Consider the following 16242-nt stretch of genomic DNA (forward strand, 5'->3'; position numbering starts at 1 on the left):
AGGCTATCCGCTACAATCAAGCCTTTCTATTCTTACCCAATTACATCATCATGATTCAGGGCAGCATAGTTGCAATCGTCACTCCCATGCACGCAGACGGCAGTCTTGACCTGCCAGGGCTGCGGAAACTGATCGATTGGCACATCGCCGAAGGGACTGACGGCATTGTTATCGTCGGTACGACCGGCGAGTCGCCGACTGTTTCGGTCGAAGAACACTGCGAACTGATCAAGGTCGCCGTCGAGCATACGGCAAAGCGCATTCCCATTATTGCCGGCACCGGCGGCAATTCGACCACTGAAGCAATCGAGCTGACCCGTTATGCCAAGGAAGTCGGTGCCGACGCATCGCTGCAGGTCGTGCCTTACTATAATCGTCCGACACAGGAAGGCATGTATCTCCACTTCCGCAAGATTGCCGAGTCGGTCGACCTGCCTGTGATTCTGTATAACGTTCCCGGCCGTACCGTCGCTGATATGGCAAACGACACGATCCTGCGCCTGGCCCAGGTACCTGGCATCATCGGCGTGAAGGACGCGACCGGTAATATCGGCCGCGGCACCGACCTGATTCGCCTTGCTCCAAAATCGTTCGCGGTGTATTCGGGCGACGATCCGACGGCAATGGCGCTGATGTTCTGCGGCGGCAAAGGCAATATTTCCGTTACCGCGAACGTCGCGCCGCGCGCGATGCATGAGTTGTGCATCGCTGCGATGAATGGTCGGGTCGCCGAAGCGGTCGCCATCAACAATCGCATGCTGCCACTGCATAACAAGCTGTTTGTCGAGCCTAATCCGGTCCCGGTGAAATGGGCTCTGACCGAAATGGGCATGATGCCGGAGGGGATTCGTTTGCCGCTCGCTCCGCTCGGTGCGGATTACCATGAAACGGTACGCGCCGCTTTGCGCGAATCGGGTGTATTACAATAAGCGCCGCGCAGACCGCAGATAATTAAAACTATTTCATTCAGTATCGACATGACTATTCGCAAGCACTCTTACCTGGCTCAACGTGGATTGATTTACGCAATGGCGTTTGCCGGCCTTGCTGGCTGCAGCACCATCGGGGACATCCTCGAGCCCAACCGTGTAGAGTACAAAAGCGCCGGGAAGGCCCCTTCGCTGGAAGTTCCGCCGGACCTGACCCAGTTGCAACGCGAAAATCGTTATGCGATCCCTGAAGCGAACCGTGGCACTGCAACCGCATCGGGCTATACCCTGCAGCAGACCACCAGTCCTGCGGCGGCCACCACTGTTGCGCCAACCGCAACGCAGGACATGCGTGTTGTGCGTGAAGGTAGTCAGCGCTGGCTGGTCATCAAGGCATCGCCGGAAGTACTCTGGCCGCAAATCAAGGACTTCTGGCAAGACTCAGGCTTCCTGCTGGTACAGGAAGCGCCTCAGGCAGGCGTCATGGAAACCGACTGGGCGGAAAATCGCGCAAAGATCCCGCAAGACTTTATCCGCAGCACGATCGGCAAGGCACTGGATTCGCTGTATTCCACCGGCGAACGTGACAAGTTCCGTACTCGTCTGGAACGAGCGGCGGATGGTTCTACCGAGATCTTTATCAGCCATCGCGGCATGCAGGAAGTACTCGTCGGCCAGCAGAAGGAAAGCACCACCTGGACACCGCGACCGTCAGATCCTGAACTCGAGGCTGAATTTCTCACCCGCCTGATGACACGCCTCGGCGCGGACTCCACGCGCGCGAAAGCGACCGTCGCCAACGCGGCAGCGCAACCGACACGTTCGAAACTGGTCAAAGGTCAGAATGGCGGTTACGTCGAAGTAGACGAAGGTTTTGACCGTGCCTGGCGCCGCGTCGGCCTGGCGCTTGATCGTGTCGGCTTCACCGTAGAAGATCGTGACCGCACTCAAGGCATGTACTTCGTGCGATACGTAGATCCTGACACCGATTCGAAAAAAGGCGATCAGGGATTTTTCTCTAAACTCTTCTCGTTTGGCTCCAGTGATGACAAGGCACGTACTGCGCCCCGTTACCGTGTTTCGGTAAAGGGTGCCGGCACGACTAGTCAAATAGCGGTCCTGAACAACGAAGGACGTCCGGAGACATCGCAGACTGCGGACCGGATCCTGTCCCTCCTGAACGAGCAACTTAAGTAAAGCCAGAAACGTATTGAAATTTGCCAGTCTCGGAAGTGGTAGTGAAGGCAACGCACTGCTGATTTCAACCGCTTCCAGCATCGGCCGCACAACGGTCATGCTGGATTGCGGATTCAACATCAAGGAAACCGAACGTCGCCTTCAGCGGCTCGGATTGGTTGCTGCTGACCTTGCCGGCATAGTAGTCACTCATGAGCACCAGGACCATGTCGGCGGTGTTTTCAGGTTTGCGCGGCGACACGCAATTCCGGTATGGCTTTCCTATGGCACCTTCCAGGCGGTTCGCAAAGACTGCGACGGAGTCGATTACCATTTTTGTCGCGACGGTCAGACAGTCCACATCGGCGAGCTTAACCTCATTCCCTATACCGTTCCGCATGACGCGCGCGAACCGGTCCAGTACGTTATTCAGGATAGTCGCTTCAGGCTGGGCGTATTGACAGATGCCGGTCAGGCGACACCACATCTTACGCAGACCTTGAGCGGCTGCGATGCCTTGGTTCTTGAGTGTAACCATGACCGCCAGATGCTGGCCAATTCAACCTATCCTCAGTCATTGCGCAACCGAATCGGCGGTGCGTACGGCCATTTATCGAATGATGCAACCGCAGAGATCTTGGGAGCGGTCGACCGTTCTCGATTGAAGATCGTGGTTGGTGCGCACCTCAGTCAGCAGAACAACACGCCGGAACTCGCCAGGGCCGCATTGTGCAGCGTAGTCGACGGTGAGGCGGCTCAGGTAATGATTGCTTGCCAGGACGAAGGATTCGGCTGGATTTCCTTAGAAGAGTAAAGCGAGTTCTAACAAGGTATTGATTTTGACGGCGATGTCCCTTTCAATTAGGCCTTTTCTTCATACCATTGTTGCGACCGATTCACGACGTCGACGACGTGCATTAGGAACATCAAAACGATATGAACTTATGTAGGTCTTGGTATCAGATGTTCATTGAGGGCATCTGCTTTATCGCACAGGAGGAACACTAAGGTGGAAATTGGCACTGTCGAAAACGCAACCCAGAGCGACATGTACATCTCCGGTCCAAGAAACCAGTAAGCCCAATGAACGGTCGCGGATACATGATAACTCTACCAACATACGCCCAAGCCCCAGTAGTCTTGCCACACAATAACAAGTCAAACCAAGCAGGGTTAATTCTGCACGGCAAGCAAAGAGACTTTTCACGAAGCGAGACCAGTAGCTACAAGGTCTTGCTTGTCGATGACAATCTGGACCTTTTGGATTTGGCTGCAGTGCTGTTTCGGCAGTGGGGCTTTGAAGTCCATACCGCCACCAGTGGTGACGAGGCGCTTGAAACTCTGAGAGATACACCTGACTTCGATCTGCTATTCACGGATGTCGTAATGCCGGGAATGAACGGTATCCAGCTCGGGCATGAAACCCGTAAGCTTTACCCCTCTATGAAAATCATTTTGGTTTCAGGTTATCCGCAAGAGGCAATATCAGCCGGACACGGGTCAATTTATGACTTTGCGTTTCTCAGCAAACCATACAGACTAGAAGATATTGTTAAATTGCTGAAAGCAGGAAGCTAGAAATTTTTCGATAAAGCGTTGATCAATAAAAAAGCCGGCCCGAAGGCCGGCTTTTCTTTAGCAATCCGGGATTACTTGGATGCAGGAGCGTCAGTAGCAGCCGGTGCGGAAGCAGCGGGAGCCGAAGCTGCAGGAGCAGCAGCGTCAGCAGCCGGAGCAGCAGCTGTCGGAGCAGCAGCGTCAGCAGCCGGTGCAGCAGCAGCCGGAGCCGGTGCTGGTTCGGAAGCTGCAGGAGCAGCAGCAGCCGGTGCAGGTGTCGGTGCTGGAGCAGCAGCTTCTTCTTTCTTACCGCAAGCAGCCAGAGCAACAGCCAGCAGGGAGGCGATCAACAGAGTCTTTTTCATGGATTTCCCTTAAAAAGTTTTTTATAAAAAATTATGCGATGAATAATTACCGGTAATTATCGCTCGGTAGGCGTTTTCGTATTTATGTTGCGATGCACACATTGAAAACTTCCTAACTCGCAATTATAGCGTTTTTCCTGCAACAACACATATGCCGGTTACCTTTCAGTAAGGTTTTTGTAAGCTTGCAACGATTGATTCAATTAAGAAACAATTATCCATCCGTCTTCGTACCAGAGCGTCAGCGCTTCCATCACATCGGATGACGCCATGGCTACTTCCGGTCCTGACAAGCTACGATTGTCGGCCATCGTCACAAGGAGTTTTTTGTCAGCTGCATCGACAGAAAATGATTCGCCATTAACGAAAACATTTCGACCGCGATACAGCATGCGTGTTTTACGGGAAAGCCTGATGCCTCGTCTTTGCGCGGCTTGCGCAAACTTCGCCGGGCTAAGAGGCTTTGCCGGTGCGTCAAAGAAGACATTTGCCTTGGGTTCAGTTAAATACTCGCCTAGGAAAATAGTGACATCATCGTTAGTAAAACGAATTTTTTCGAGTTCGGTCGCTACGACCGAAATCATGTCGCGGCTAATTTCGGCCGGATGTTTCGTCGTCGTGAGGGCAGGGTCTGCGTAGCGCCCGGGCAGGTCAACCGAATCCGCCATGAACTGTAAAAATGCTTCGCCCAGCTCTTGGAAAGGCGGTGCACGAAAGCCGATCGAATAGGTCATGCATTCACCTTCCGCAATGCCATCGTGGGCATAATGCGGCGGTAGGTAGAGCATATCGCCCGGTTCGAGAATGTATTCCTCTTCCTGCTGGAAATTCTTCAGTATCTTCAAAGGCATGCCTTCGACCAGATCGAGGTCGTCTTGCGCACTGATTTTCCAACGGCGTCGTCCGTGGGCCTGCAACAAAAACACGTCATATGAATCGAAGTGGGGACCGACACCACCCTGATCAGTCGCATAGCTGATCATCAGGTCATCCAGACGTGCATCAGGGATAAAGCGGAATTGCTGGAGAAGCGCGTCGGCAGCGTCATTATGCAAGTTGACTCCCTGCACCAGTAGCGTCCATTCTTTTTTTCGGACAGAGGGAAGGCGTTGCATTGGCCCGCTTTGCATCTGCCACGTTCCATCGAAGTGGGTAATGAGGCGAGACTCGACGTCGTCCTGCGCTGCCATTTCGCACAAGGCTTCTCGGCTGAGCAAGGGTTTGAATCCGGGTATGGCCTGGCGTATCAGCAGCGGCTGCTTGTGCCAGTAGTCACGAAGGAATTTTTGCGGCGTAAGTTCGCCGAGTACACTGAAATTATCCATGCCGGCATTATATAGATAGAGATAAGTATGGCTATTGCCCTCTGCCGGTATAATTTGCGTGAATGTTCACATGAAAGGAAACGCCATGAAGATTGCCAAGAACACGGTAGTGACTGTCCACTACAAACTTTCAGATGCTCAGGGCAATCTGATCGAGGAAAGCCAGGAGCCGATGGTGTATCTCCACGGCGGCTATGAAAACACGCTGCCCAAGATCGAAGAGGCGCTGGACGGCAAGGACGCGGGTTATGAAACCACGATTCAGGTTGAGCCGGAAGATGCATTTGGCGAATACGATTCCGATCTGATCAAGATTGAACCACGCAATCGTCTGCCTGAGCCGATCGAGGTCGGTATGCAGTTCGAAGGGACGCCTGACAGCACTGAATCGGGGAATGAATCGCTGATCTTTACCGTGACCGATATTGCAGACGATAAAGTGGTTCTCGACGGCAATCACCCCTTGGCCGGCATGGCATTACGCTTTAATTTGAATGTAGCTGAAGTGCGTGCTGCAACGGACGAGGAAATCTCGCACGGTCATGTCCATGGTGCACATGGACACCATCATGATGATCTCGAAGGTGACGAAGGAGATCAGTTCCGCAGCCATCCGATTCATTGATTTGTACGCATGGTGCCCATTCCCTCGCCGGCTTCACCTAGAGAGGGAATGGGCACCATGCAAAGGCGGGCCAGGGACTGCCTGAGTACGTATGGTCACCGTTGGCCGTCCTAGGTGTTAGCGGTGATCCGGGATCTTGGTCGGATAGATAAGTGCATCTTGCGCTTATCTTCTTCCCCTTGAGCCATTGGTCATGCATCACAATTGCCGATGTCGCGTGTCAGCGCAAATCTTGCGTAAGCCTTGAAGTGATTTTCTCTTTAACGAGTGCCACCTGATGTCTGTGTGGCCGGCGTGCTAAAGCTGAATAGTTCCGGCCCGGATTGGTGAACTGTGAGCTTGGTCCAACCTGTTCCAGCATCGAGCTCGCCAAGATTGCCCTGCCAATGTATGGTGTTGGCAGGCGTGTCACGGCCAGACTGGCTGTGTATGATCAGCACCTTGCCCGGAAATTTGGCGGCAAGAGCCTTGATTTGCTTGCGAGTCTCCGCGTAGCCGTCTCGCTGCACTGTGCCGGCACGCGGCACAGACAACGGATTGCCATCACAGAACAGAACGATGCCGTCCATCTTGCGCCGTGTCGCATATGTGAAAACACGATTCAACCATTCCCGGTTGGCTACTAGACGGTCTTCGAATTCACTGTTGCGTCCGGCATCGACAACATAGTGATTGTTATTACGCGGTAGATTGATCGTGGCAAACATGGTGCCTGCGATTTCCCAACGCGCGTTTTCCGCAAAATCGCGAAACTTGGCGATGGTGGATTGCCGCAGAACCGGGATTTTGCTATCGCCTATGGAGAATTCATCGCCATACATGAGTTCGCGCATCAGACTCAACTTGCTGACTGCTGCGGACTTTCCGTTCGCTTGTTTGCACTCAGCCCAATCACTTGCCGCGAGCGAGACGATAAGGCCATTCTTTGCTTGATGAAGCATGGCTTTGCGACGCTGGTAAAGCTTGTCTGTGCATGGTTCGGCACTACCCTTGATACCGTTTACCACAACGAATGCCAAGTTCTCCGCATCGCTAGCTTCCACGCCCTCGCGCAGATTCGCTTCGTCGGCCGCATTACGGATGACGTGCGATAGCACGCCGAAGCTGAAACCTTCTTCCTGCGCGCTAACGCCGACACTGAGTGACAACAACCCACACAATGCCAGACCTTGAAAAATCCTTTTATTCATTCTTTTCCGGCCAGGCGTTTCAGTCGATAGAGCACATCAAGTGCTTCACGTGGCGACAAGGCATCGGGATCTGTTTCGCCAAGCGCCTCCAGTAGGGCTGTGACCGTATCGGATCGTTCCGGTTCGGTGTTCGGCTCGTCCTCCTCCGGCGGTGCGCTGTTGTACGCAAACAGATCAAACTGTGGCGTGGCTTGTACCGAATGGGCCTCGAGCGTGGCAAGATGTTTGCGTGCCGCCTTGATCACTGATTGCGGGACGCCAGCAAGCTGAGCGACCTGCAAGCCATAGCTTTGAGAGGCCGGACCGGGTTGGACCGCGTGCAGAAAAACGATGCTGTCCTTGTGTTCGACTGCCGACAAATGCACATTCACGGCGGAGGGATGGGATTCCGGAAGTTGCGTCAGTTCGAAATAATGGGTCGCGAACAAGGTAAAGCTGCGTGTGGTGTCAATCAGATGACGTGCGATTGCCCATGCCAGCGCAAGTCCGTCAAAGGTCGAAGTTCCCCTTCCAACTTCATCCATGAGCACCAGCGAATGCTCTGTGGCATTGTTCAGGATGGCAGCGGATTCGGTCATTTCCACCATGAACGTCGAGCGGCCACCTGCAAGATCATCCGCCGCCCCGATGCGTGTAAAAATACGATCGATGGGTCCGATCACCGCATGTGTCGCCGGTACAAAGCTGCCGATATAGGCGAGCAGGGTGATCAGGGCAACCTGACGCATGAAAGTCGATTTCCCGCCCATGTTGGGTCCGGTAATCAGCATCAGCTTGCGTTCGTTACTCAGTTCACAGTCATTGGCAATGAAGCGTTCAATCTGGTTTTCAACGACCGGATGCCGTCCCTGCTCGATGAATATGCGCGGCTCGGACACGAGTTGCGGTGCGCACCAGTTATTGCGCATCGCATGATCCGCCAATGCAACCAGTGTATCGAGTTCGGCCAGTGCATGGGCAATCGACTGCAATGTACCGATATGCGGCGCCAATTCATTTAACAGTTTGTCGTATAAGAATTTCTCCCGTGCCAGTGCACGTTCTTGTGCCGACAAGGCCTTGTCTTCGAACGCTTTCAACTCCGGAGTGATGTAACGCTCCGCGTTCTTGAGCGTCTGGCGACGACGGTAATCGTCGGGCACCTTATCGGTTTGCCCGTGCGTTACTTCAATGTAGAAGCCATGTACTTTATTGTATTCGACACGCAGGTTGGCGATGCCGGTCCGGGCGCGTTCGCGTGTTTCGAGTTCCACCAGGAACTGGCCGGCATTTTCCGACAGCGCGCGCAGTTCGTCGAGTTCGGTGTCATAACCACGCGCGATCACACCGCCGTCGCGCACCATCGCGGCGGGCTCAAGCGCAATGCCACGCTCAATCAGGTCAAGGCATTCGGACGGCGTCGCCAGCGCATCGTGTATCGCTTTCAGCAGCGGTGCATCGGCGTCTTTATTGCACATCGCTACATAGGCACGTAGCGACGGCAACTGCTGCAGGCCGTTGCGCATGCCGGCCAGGTCACGTGGGCGCGCGGACAGCAGCGCGATACGCGTCGTAATGCGTTCAATATCCGGGACGGCAGCCAGCGTGGTGGACAGGCCCGATGATGCATCGGCACGCATCAGTGCGTTGAGTGCGGCATGGCGCGAGCGAGCAACGTTCTGGTCGCGTTTCGCATGATGCAACCAGTGACGCAGCAAGCGTGAGCCCATCGCGGTACGGCAGTGGTCGAGCAGCGAGAAAAGCGTGGGGGACGACGTATCGTCAGAGCCGCGTAGGGTCTCTGTCAGTTCAAGGTTGCGCCGAGTCGGCGCGTCAAGTCCAATGAATTCATTTTCAGCTTCGACGGCGAGGGTTCGCACATGTTGCAGGCCCTTACCCTGTGTAGACTGCGCGTAACGCAGCAGGGCACCGGCAGCCCCAATGGCTGCGGTCAATCCTTCGGCTGCAAAACCTGACAATGTCGATACCGAGAGCTGATCGAGCAGCGCCTTCCGGCCGCTTTCCGGATCGAAGTGCCATTGCGGCACAGACGTAAATTTGCCGGTGCCGGACTGGATATGCATCAAGCCGACGTCATCTGTAAGCAGGATTTCTGCCGGGGCAATCCGTTCAAGTTCCTGCTTCAGACGTGCATCGAATCCACGGGCATCGCCGGCAAATTCCATGAGCTTCAGTGCGCCGCTTGCCATTGATAACCATGCCAGACCGACTGTGACTGTCTTGCGCTGCGTAATCGTACAAACCGCGAGCAACGGTCGGTCCGATTTTTCGGGAAGTAGGTCGGAATCGGTTAGCGTGCCTGGTGTAATGACGCGGATGACTTTGCGCTCGACCGGACCCTTGCTGGTTGCGGGGTCGCCGATTTGCTCGCAGATGGCCACCGACTCGCCGAATTTGATCAGCTTCGCCAGATACTGGTCCGCGGAATGGAAAGGTACACCTGCCATCTTGATCGGATTACCATTCGACGTTCCGCGCTGGGTCAGGGTGATGCCCAGCATGCGTGCCGCCTTCTCCGCATCGTCGAAGAATAGCTCGTAGAAATCACCCATCCGATAAAACAGCAGGGTGCCCGGATGATCCGCCTTGATGCGTAAATACTGCTGCATCATGGGGGTGTGTTTCTCCAGCGCTTCGTCAGGGCGGGAAGGTTGAATTCCATTCTTCCCGGGTACAGATGCTAATGCCATTCCGGACTTTCTTATTCAAAGGCAAATATTGACCGCCATTTTAATGCGGTGCAGGACGGGAATGAAGGGAGATGCGACAAATGTTCGCATAGATTGCGATATGCCGTCTTAGAGGATGGATGGCGGCATGCATGGGGAATGCATGCCGCGTTGTTACGCTTAGCGGCCGCGACCGCCGCTACGGTGCGGCGTTGACGTCGTTCCGGTCAGCGAGCGACCGACTGCCGGTTTGGCGCTTGTCGGTTTTGCTGGTTTGTTTTGCGCAGGGCGCGACTGGGACAGGCTGTTGGTAGGCTGTTTGGCCGTTCCCGGGTTTGGCTTTCCTTTGGGCGCTGCCTGCCTTTGCTGGCGCGGTGCATTGCGCGAAGGCTGATTGCCGCTGCGGAGCTGAATCGGTTGTGGACGTGCATTGAGATCAGGTTCGAAGCCGGGGATGACTTCCTGCGCGATAGCACGCTTGATCAGCTTCTCAATTCCTTTCAGCATGTCGTGTTCATCAACGCAGACGAGCGATACGGCTTCGCCTGTCGAGCCGGCGCGGCCGGTGCGGCCGATGCGGTGGACGTAGTCCTCCGGTACGTTGGGCAAGTCATAGTTGACGACATGCGGCAACTGATCAATATCAATACCGCGTGCAGCGATATCGGTCGCCACAAGCACCTGCAGACTACCGTCCTTGAATTCGGCAAGCGCTTTGGTGCGTGCGGACTGGCTCTTGTTGCCGTGGATGGCCATGGCGCTGATGTCGTCCTTCCCAAGCTGTTCTACCAGCTTGTTGGCTCCGTGCTTGGTACGCGTGAAAACCAGTACCTGGTTCCAGTTGTTGGTCTTGATCAGGTGACTGAGCAATGGGTGCTTGCGGTTGCGGTCAACCGGATGGATTTTCTGTGAAATGATCTCGGAAGTGGAATTGCGGCGAGCCACCTCAATCATTGCGGGTGAGTTCAGCAGTCCATCGGCCAGCGCTTTAATCTCATCAGAGAAAGTCGCCGAAAACAGCAGGTTTTGCCGTTGCTTGGGCAGAGCGGCGAGCACCCGACGAATGTCACGAATGAAGCCCATGTCGAGCATGCGGTCGGCTTCGTCCAGTACCAGGATTTCAATGTGCGACAGGTTGACTGTGCCTTGCTGCATATGGTCGAGAAGACGGCCTGGCGTTGCGACCAAAATGTCGACGCCCTGGTTGAGCACCCGTATCTGAGGATTGATGTTGACGCCGCCGAAGATCACGGAGGATGTCAGTTTCAGGTACTTGCCATAGACCCGGACGCTTTCTTCAACCTGGGCCGCCAGTTCGCGGGTGGGCGTCAGGATGAGTGCGCGTATCGGGCGGCGCTGGCTGCCCTGCGTGCCCTGTGGTCGCGGCTGCAAAGCGAGGCGCTGCAAAATGGGTAGCGTGAAACCGGCGGTTTTGCCTGTTCCGGTTTGTGCGCCCGCGAGCAGGTCACCTCCACCGAGAACAGCAGGAATAGCTTGTTTCTGAATCGGGGTAGGGCTGGTGTAGCCTTGTTCACTTACGGCACGAACAATTTCATCGGCCAGGCCGAGTTCGGTAAAAGACATGAAGACTCATTTAAAGTATATGCCTGTCGCCGGTTCAGGGGCGCCAATCTATCGCAGGCAAATAAGGTGGAGATGCGGGAGGTCGGAGGGACAGCGGCGCGTAGACTGGAACAGCGCAGCGTGCAGGCATGCAGCTTATTGCGCACGCCTGCCTCGTTAACATCAGGAGGAAAACTTATTTGGCAAACGGTGACAGCAGGTTGACCATTTGCGCAAAAATTTTGGGAGATCCTGCAAGTACGTTGCCTTTATACAGGTAATCGGACTCCCCCGCAAAATTACCGACGATGCCACCTGCTTCGGTGATCAGCAGCGATCCGGCTGCCATATCCCAGGTTTGCAGGCCTTTCTCGAAGAAACCATCCAGGCGGCCTGCAGCCACATAGGCCAGATCGAGGGCGGCCGCACCGGGACGGCGCAGACCAGCGCACTTTTCAGTCATGATTCGGAACATCTGCATGTATTCATCTAGGGCCGCCTTGTCCCGGAACGGGAAGCCTGTACCGATCAGCGCCTCGGCCATCCTATCGCGTCGGCCTACGCGAATCCGCTTTTCATTGAGGTAAGCGCCGGCACCCTTGGTGGCGGTAAACAGATCGTTGCGGGTAGGGTCGTACACTACGGCTTGCGTGATCTGTCCGCGTTGCTGGAGCGCGATCGATACGCAGTATTGGGGAAAGCCGTGAATGAAATTTGTGGTACCGTCGATGGGATCGATGATCCAGACGTTTTCGTTTTCGTCGTGCAGGTTGCTGGATGCACCGGACTCTTCAGCGAGAATCGCGTGGTCGGGGTATGCGGTTTTGAGAACTTCAATGATGGCCTGCTCGGCGGCCTGGTCAATTTCCGTCACGAAATCATTGTGGCCTTTTTCGGTGACCTTGACGCGTTCAATGTCAAAGGAGGCACGGTTGATGATCGAAGCGGCGCGGCGTGCAGCCTTCACCGCCGTATTGAGCATGGGATGCATAAGGGTTCCGTTAAAATTGCGGTACCGTCGCATACCGCGTTCGGAACCACATTGAATGAATTAATGAGCGATGCGGTAGTTCGTCAGCCAAGGGCTGGCGCCGCGTAATGTCGCTATTTTAAATGAACCAGCCACAAACCAACACTTCTCTTTTCTCGCGCCTTCGTTTTGTGCTCGTCGAAACCAGCCACCCGGGGAATATCGGTGCAGTTGCACGAGCCATGAAAACCATGGGTTTTTCGCAACTTGTGCTGGTGAACCCGCGCTTCCCTGACGCCGTGCATCAGGAAGTGGCAATTGCTTTCGCGAGCGGTGCCCAGGACATCCTTGCGTCTGCAAAGGTCGTCGGCAGCATCGAAGAAGCGCTAGAGGGTTGCAATTTCGCAGCTGCGCTAAGCGCACGCCTGCGCGAATATTCACCACCTGTCACGACACCAAGGGCGCTCGCATCGACCTTGGCCGATGATGGGAACCTGAACGCTGCTCTGGTATTTGGGAGCGAGCGCTATGGATTGCCAAATCAGATCATTGAAAAATGTAATATTCTGATCAACATTCCAGCCAATCCTGATTATTCGTCATTGAACCTGGCGCAAGCTGTGCAGTTACTTGCATACGAAGCGAGAATGGCGACGGGCGGCGATACGATTGCTCGATCGCCAATTGGATTCCAAGGTGAAGCAGCGAGCCTGGCACAGGTGGACGGTATGTATGAACACTTGGAAAAGGCATTGATTGCGATTGAATTCCTCGATCCCGATAATCCCAAAAAACTGATGTCTCGATTACGGCGCCTGTTCTCGCGAACACAACTAGAAACTGAGGAAGTCAATATTTTGCGCGGTATAGCCAGGCATATTCTCGCGCGGATAGGGAAAAACAAGCTGAGCGGATAGAAAAAGGCAGTACGGGAAGTAACGAGGGTTGGTGCAGGTCAAGAGCGTTTCGCGGAGGGTCCAGTGAAGTGTTTTGTGCCTTGCGGCGTTAACCCGAAGACACGTTAAGTATTGAAAAATCGTCGTGCTAAAGGTATATGGCTCGCCGAGCTTTTAAGCTTTTATATTGTTATCGGGATTTCACTGTCCAACCGACCAGTTGGCGAGGCCAGTCTATAAAATAGACAAACTATTAAAAAGAAAACGTGGCGGCAGGGTGCAGCGACAATGCCGCTACCCTGCTATAGATATCTGGAGCAACGAACAAAAGCTATGCCCAGGCGCGTAGCAAACCAACAGCCAAACCCTCAAGCGCAAAATTGTCGTAGCTGGAATCTACCCGGATCGGTTCAAAGTCAGGATTCTCAGGTAGTAGTTCTATTAAAGAGCCGCTCTTTTTATACCGCTTGACTGTCACTTCATCGCCAAGTCGAGCAACAACGATCTGGCCGTTTTTTGCGGTGTCGATCTTCTTAACAGCAAGCAAGTCACCATCCATAATGCCTGCATCACGCATGGATAAACCTTTGACCTTCAGCAAGTAATCCGGCTTTGCGGAAAACAGGGCTGGGTCAACACTATAAGTCGCCTCAACATGCTCTTGGGCGAGAATAGGGGAACCTGCTGCGACTCGACCTATCAAGGGCAGACTGAGTTGCATGAGGGCAGGATGAGGTAACGACATCTGCCGTCCCGACATCCGGAGTCCGCTGTCGCCATGCAAATCGCGCAATCGGATACCACGGGAAGTGCCTGGAGAGATTTCAATTGCACCCTTGCGGGCTAGTGCCTGAAGATGCTCTTCCGCGGCATTGGCTGATTTAAAGCCGAGTTCGGTGGCGATTTCGGCCCGGGTCGGAGGGAAGCCGGTATTTTCGATCGCTTCCTTGATCAGATTCAGGATCTGTTCCTGACGTGCAGTAAGTTTAAGCATGTTTGACAGCCAAGGTAATCAGCGAAGATCGCCCAAAAATTGGCGAAGATTAATATTTATTGCGTGACTGATGCAGGTGTTTGCACTCTGGCCATGCTGTTCATATAGACAGCCTGTATTTTTATACAGGTTTTGTTCGAATGCAAGCGGATATATAGGGTTTTTTAGGTTTTTTCGGGTTGAGGCTGTTAAGCGCTTGAAATGATTGAGTTTTCCTTTGGTGCAGGTTATGATAGCGGGCTTTCCTCTTCCCACACTCGTCTTGACGCCGAGGTGGGCGATTGTTTAATCCGTCCATAAGGAGAATACATGCGTCATTATGAAATCGTTTTTATCGTCCATCCGGATCAGAGCGAGCAAGTGCCTGCAATGATCGAACGCTACAAGGGTATCGTGACCGCCCGTAACGGCAAGGTGCACCGCGTCGAAGACTGGGGCCGCCGCCAGATGGCATACATGATCCAGAAGCTCGCAAAAGCACACTATGTCTGCATGAATATCGAGTGCGACAGCGAAACACTGGCTGAGATCGAAACAGGCTTCAAGTTTAACGATGCCGTCCTGCGCCACCTGACCGTCAAGATGAAGAAGGCCGAAACAGCGCCGTCGCCAATGATGAAGGCTGTGCAGAAGGAAGATGCTGCCAAGAGCCAGCGTTCCGAAGCAGCCGCTGCGTAATTCTGTCCGTCGAGGAGCGTGAATCAGTTACGCCTGATAGCTGCCATTGCCGAGCGTGATGTATTGCGCTACACACCGGCAGGTATCCCGATCGTGTCGGCAAAATTGTTGCACACGTCAGGGCAACTAGAGGCAGGTATCCCGCGCCAGGTTGAGTTTGAAATCGTCGCGATCGCCGCTGGCGAAATTTCAGGAAAACTCAACAAGGTGGAACTGGGAATAACGATGGTATTCACCGGATTCCTCGCTCGTAAGAACCGCAATAGCAAAAGCCTCGTTTTCCATATCACGGACTTCGACGCTTATTCACCAGATCACTAGATACAGTACAGGAGCCAAACATGGCATTCGGTAAAAAATTCGACAAGAGCAAACTCAAGAACAAGCGCCAGCAGCAAAATCCGCTGTTCAAGCGCAAAAAATTCTGCCGCTTCACCGCTGCGGGCGTTGAGCAAGTGGACTACAAGGACGTTGACACCCTGAAGGATTTTGTTCAGGAAAACGGCAAGATCATGCCGGCACGTCTGACCGGCACCAAGGCACATTATCAGCGTCAGGTTGACACTGCGATCAAGCGCGCACGCTACCTCGCGTTGCTGCCTTACACCGATCTGCACAACGCCTAATTGACGACTGAAGAATAGGAGAAAAACATGCAAGTCATTCTGTTGGAAAAAGTCGTTAATCTCGGCAATCTCGGCGAAGTCGTACGCGTCAAGGACGGTTACGCACGTAACTTCCTGATCCCCCAGCGCAAGGCCCGTCGTGCTACTGCAACTGCTGTTGCAGAATTTGAAGCAAAGCGTGCTGACCTGGAAAAGGCAGCAAACGAAAAGCTGGCCGCTGCGCAGGCACAAGGCGAAAAGCTGAACGGCACTACTGTCAAGGTTGCTCAGAAAGCTGGCGTTGACGGCCGTCTGTTCGGTTCCGTTACCAATGCCGATATCGCTGAAGCAGTGACCAAGGCCGGCTTCCCGGTTGAAAAAGCTCAGATCCGTATGCCGCAAGGCCCGCTCAAGGTCGTGGGCGATCATACTATCGCAGTTGCCCTGCACACTGACGTTGTCGTTGACATCACTGTTGCTGTCGTTGGCGAACAAGCCTGATAGAAGCAGTTGAGGTAGCAATAAAAAAGCCGGCGGAAGCCGGCTTTTTGTGTTTTTGCTTTCTGTTTTTACTAGAACTGATTTCATAAATACCTTCGGAGCAGAATCATGGCGAGAGCAAGATGAACAAAGGCAGTGTAATGTTCGATGCAGCGGTCCCATCGGGTAAGCACGCGCTTGAACTTGTTGAGCCATGCGA

17 protein-coding genes are annotated in these 16242 nt (G+C 54.0%); 10 read left to right on the plus strand and 7 right to left on the minus strand.

Features of this window, described 5'->3' with window-relative positions; genetic code table 11:
• The first annotated feature begins 50 nt into the window (after positions 1–50).
• From dapA to ACFQUU_RS26535, 4 genes are all read left to right on the plus strand, one after another.
• Positions 51–929 carry a 4-hydroxy-tetrahydrodipicolinate synthase gene (gene dapA, locus ACFQUU_RS26520; RefSeq protein WP_382251207.1) on the plus strand — a complete coding sequence of 293 codons (879 nt, stop codon included), beginning with the start codon at positions 51–53 and terminating at the stop codon, positions 927–929.
• A gap of 48 nt (positions 930–977) precedes the next feature.
• Positions 978–2126: an outer membrane protein assembly factor BamC gene (bamC, locus tag ACFQUU_RS26525; RefSeq protein WP_382251209.1), complete on the plus strand. Its 1149-nt coding sequence runs from the start codon at positions 978–980 to the stop codon at positions 2124–2126.
• Between the two features lie 13 nt (positions 2127–2139).
• On the plus strand, positions 2140–2919 hold the full coding sequence (locus tag ACFQUU_RS26530; RefSeq protein ID WP_382251210.1) for an MBL fold metallo-hydrolase: 780 nt from the start codon (positions 2140–2142) through the stop codon (positions 2917–2919).
• 269 nt (positions 2920–3188) lie between these two features.
• On the plus strand, positions 3189–3683 hold the full coding sequence (locus tag ACFQUU_RS26535; protein WP_382251211.1) for a response regulator: 495 nt from the start codon (positions 3189–3191) through the stop codon (positions 3681–3683).
• A 71-nt stretch (positions 3684–3754) separates the two neighbouring features.
• Here ACFQUU_RS26535 and ACFQUU_RS26540 read toward each other — a convergent pair whose 3' ends face one another.
• Positions 3755–4027: a hypothetical protein gene (locus ACFQUU_RS26540; RefSeq protein WP_382251212.1), complete on the minus strand. Its 273-nt coding sequence runs from the start codon at positions 4025–4027 to the stop codon at positions 3755–3757.
• 203 nt (positions 4028–4230) lie between these two features.
• Positions 4231–5352, minus strand: coding sequence for a JmjC domain-containing protein (locus ACFQUU_RS26545; protein WP_382251214.1), 1122 nt, complete (start codon positions 5350–5352; stop codon positions 4231–4233).
• Positions 5353–5437: 85 nt separating this feature from the next.
• Between ACFQUU_RS26545 and ACFQUU_RS26550 the strand changes: the two genes are divergently transcribed.
• Positions 5438–5977 (plus strand): peptidylprolyl isomerase, encoded by a 540-nt coding sequence (locus ACFQUU_RS26550; protein WP_382251216.1) that lies wholly within the window; start codon positions 5438–5440, stop codon positions 5975–5977.
• A 260-nt stretch (positions 5978–6237) separates the two neighbouring features.
• Here the strand turns inward: ACFQUU_RS26550 and ACFQUU_RS26555 are convergent, their stop codons facing one another.
• The 4 genes from ACFQUU_RS26555 to ACFQUU_RS26570 form a co-directional block, all read right to left on the minus strand.
• Positions 6238–7167 carry a hypothetical protein gene (locus tag ACFQUU_RS26555; protein ID WP_382251219.1) on the minus strand — a complete coding sequence of 310 codons (930 nt, stop codon included), beginning with the start codon at positions 7165–7167 and terminating at the stop codon, positions 6238–6240.
• The gene (mutS, locus tag ACFQUU_RS26560) at positions 7164–9857 is read right to left on the minus strand and encodes a DNA mismatch repair protein MutS (protein WP_382251222.1); all 2694 of its coding nucleotides are present in this window, start codon (positions 9855–9857) and stop codon (positions 7164–7166) included. The genes ACFQUU_RS26555 and mutS overlap by 4 nt, the downstream gene beginning before the upstream one ends.
• Positions 9858–10016: 159 nt before the next feature.
• On the minus strand, positions 10017–11420 hold the full coding sequence (locus tag ACFQUU_RS26565) for a DEAD/DEAH box helicase (RefSeq protein WP_382251225.1): 1404 nt from the start codon (positions 11418–11420) through the stop codon (positions 10017–10019).
• Between the two features lie 175 nt (positions 11421–11595).
• The gene (locus ACFQUU_RS26570) at positions 11596–12390 is read right to left on the minus strand and encodes an inositol monophosphatase family protein (RefSeq protein WP_382251227.1); all 795 of its coding nucleotides are present in this window, start codon (positions 12388–12390) and stop codon (positions 11596–11598) included.
• 122 nt (positions 12391–12512) lie between these two features.
• On the opposite strand from ACFQUU_RS26570, the gene ACFQUU_RS26575 reads away from it, so the two are divergent.
• The gene (locus ACFQUU_RS26575) at positions 12513–13286 is read left to right on the plus strand and encodes an RNA methyltransferase (protein WP_382251229.1); all 774 of its coding nucleotides are present in this window, start codon (positions 12513–12515) and stop codon (positions 13284–13286) included.
• Positions 13287–13596: 310 nt separating this feature from the next.
• On the opposite strand, the gene lexA is transcribed toward ACFQUU_RS26575, so the two are convergent.
• Positions 13597–14259 carry a transcriptional repressor LexA gene (gene lexA, locus ACFQUU_RS26580; protein ID WP_382251232.1) on the minus strand — a complete coding sequence of 221 codons (663 nt, stop codon included), beginning with the start codon at positions 14257–14259 and terminating at the stop codon, positions 13597–13599.
• Between the two features lie 309 nt (positions 14260–14568).
• On the opposite strand from lexA, the gene rpsF reads away from it, so the two are divergent.
• The 4 genes from rpsF to rplI are packed head-to-tail and all read left to right on the plus strand — an operon-like array spanning position 14569 to position 16043.
• Positions 14569–14937 carry a 30S ribosomal protein S6 gene (rpsF, locus tag ACFQUU_RS26585; protein ID WP_057290962.1) on the plus strand — a complete coding sequence of 123 codons (369 nt, stop codon included), beginning with the start codon at positions 14569–14571 and terminating at the stop codon, positions 14935–14937.
• 18 nt (positions 14938–14955) lie between these two features.
• Complete coding sequence (priB, locus tag ACFQUU_RS26590) at positions 14956–15258, plus strand: primosomal replication protein N (RefSeq protein WP_382251235.1); 303 nt, start codon at positions 14956–14958, stop codon at positions 15256–15258.
• A gap of 20 nt (positions 15259–15278) precedes the next feature.
• Positions 15279–15563 carry a 30S ribosomal protein S18 gene (gene rpsR, locus ACFQUU_RS26595; protein ID WP_006462643.1) on the plus strand — a complete coding sequence of 95 codons (285 nt, stop codon included), beginning with the start codon at positions 15279–15281 and terminating at the stop codon, positions 15561–15563.
• A 27-nt stretch (positions 15564–15590) separates the two neighbouring features.
• The gene (gene rplI / locus ACFQUU_RS26600) at positions 15591–16043 is read left to right on the plus strand and encodes a 50S ribosomal protein L9 (RefSeq protein ID WP_382251238.1); all 453 of its coding nucleotides are present in this window, start codon (positions 15591–15593) and stop codon (positions 16041–16043) included.
• Positions 16044–16242 lie beyond the last annotated feature (199 nt).

It is taken from the genome of Herbaspirillum sp. GCM10030257, assembly GCF_042666555.1.
In the GTDB taxonomy this organism is placed as follows: domain Bacteria; phylum Pseudomonadota; class Gammaproteobacteria; order Burkholderiales; family Burkholderiaceae_D; genus Noviherbaspirillum.

Coding starts and splice junctions, on each gene's coding strand:
- ACFQUU_RS26540 (WP_382251212.1), bottom strand. CDS start 4,027: ATGAAAAAGACTCTGTTGATCGCCTCCCTGCTGGCTGTTGCTCTGGCT.
- ACFQUU_RS26575 (WP_382251229.1), top strand. CDS start 12,513: ATGAACCAGCCACAAACCAACACTTCTCTTTTCTCGCGCCTTCGTTTT.
- dapA (WP_382251207.1), top strand. CDS start 51: ATGATTCAGGGCAGCATAGTTGCAATCGTCACTCCCATGCACGCAGAC.
- lexA (WP_382251232.1), bottom strand. CDS start 14,259: ATGCTTAAACTTACTGCACGTCAGGAACAGATCCTGAATCTGATCAAG.
- ACFQUU_RS26550 (WP_382251216.1), top strand. CDS start 5,438: ATGAAGATTGCCAAGAACACGGTAGTGACTGTCCACTACAAACTTTCA.
- rplI (WP_382251238.1), top strand. CDS start 15,591: ATGCAAGTCATTCTGTTGGAAAAAGTCGTTAATCTCGGCAATCTCGGC.
- bamC (WP_382251209.1), top strand. CDS start 978: ATGACTATTCGCAAGCACTCTTACCTGGCTCAACGTGGATTGATTTAC.
- ACFQUU_RS26545 (WP_382251214.1), bottom strand. CDS start 5,352: ATGGATAATTTCAGTGTACTCGGCGAACTTACGCCGCAAAAATTCCTT.
- ACFQUU_RS26565 (WP_382251225.1), bottom strand. CDS start 11,420: ATGTCTTTTACCGAACTCGGCCTGGCCGATGAAATTGTTCGTGCCGTA.
- rpsR (WP_006462643.1), top strand. CDS start 15,279: ATGGCATTCGGTAAAAAATTCGACAAGAGCAAACTCAAGAACAAGCGC.
- ACFQUU_RS26555 (WP_382251219.1), bottom strand. CDS start 7,167: ATGAATAAAAGGATTTTTCAAGGTCTGGCATTGTGTGGGTTGTTGTCA.
- mutS (WP_382251222.1), bottom strand. CDS start 9,857: ATGGCATTAGCATCTGTACCCGGGAAGAATGGAATTCAACCTTCCCGC.
- ACFQUU_RS26570 (WP_382251227.1), bottom strand. CDS start 12,390: ATGCATCCCATGCTCAATACGGCGGTGAAGGCTGCACGCCGCGCCGCT.
- rpsF (WP_057290962.1), top strand. CDS start 14,569: ATGCGTCATTATGAAATCGTTTTTATCGTCCATCCGGATCAGAGCGAG.
- ACFQUU_RS26535 (WP_382251211.1), top strand. CDS start 3,189: ATGAACGGTCGCGGATACATGATAACTCTACCAACATACGCCCAAGCC.